This window comes from Paeniglutamicibacter antarcticus (genome assembly GCF_039544305.1).
Lineage (GTDB): Bacteria > Actinomycetota > Actinomycetes > Actinomycetales > Micrococcaceae > Paeniglutamicibacter > Paeniglutamicibacter antarcticus_C.
Genome location: NZ_BAABLK010000045.1, coordinates 1 through 571 on the forward strand (window position 1 = coordinate 1; position 571 = coordinate 571).

The window sequence follows — 571 nt, forward strand, 5'->3', positions numbered from 1 at the left end:
AGCATCGCGAACAGGACATTGCAGCGTCGACGTGCCAGGGCGATGACCGCTTGGTTGTGTTTCTTGCCTTCAGCACGTTTGCGGTCGTAGTAGGTCCGCGAGACCTGGTCCTTGCATTTGAGTGAGGCGAAAGCGGAGAGGAACAGGGCACGCTTGAGGATCTTGTTGCCCTTGCGCGAAGAATGATCTCCCCGGATTGAGGTCCCGGATCTCCACGTCACCGGCGCCAGCCCCGCGTAGGAGGCCAGATGCCCGGCGGTGGCGAAGTCCTTGCCGGTGACTTCGGTAAGGATCCTCGCTTCGGTGCGGATCCCGACCCCTGGCATGGAATCAAGCATCAGATGCAGCGGGTGGTCCGTGACCAGCTCCTCCACGCGTTTGAGCACAGTGGCGCGGGCTGAGCGGCTCTGGGCGAGCATGCGGGCCAGTTCGGGCAGGACGATGCCAGCTGCTTCGGTGCCCGAGACCACCACGGTTTGGGCAGCCAGGGCAGCGGTGATGTCCTTGGCCCAGCCCTTCCACGCCCGGGGTGCATACTTGCGCAGCAGGGCACCGATGCGGGCTTCTCCAG

General features: G+C 64.1%; 1 protein-coding gene. It reads right to left on the reverse strand.

The features are described from left to right. Positions 1 to 571, reverse strand: a 571-nt coding sequence (locus tag ABEA12_RS14985; protein WP_345468792.1) for a transposase, incomplete at both ends; no start/stop codon positions are given.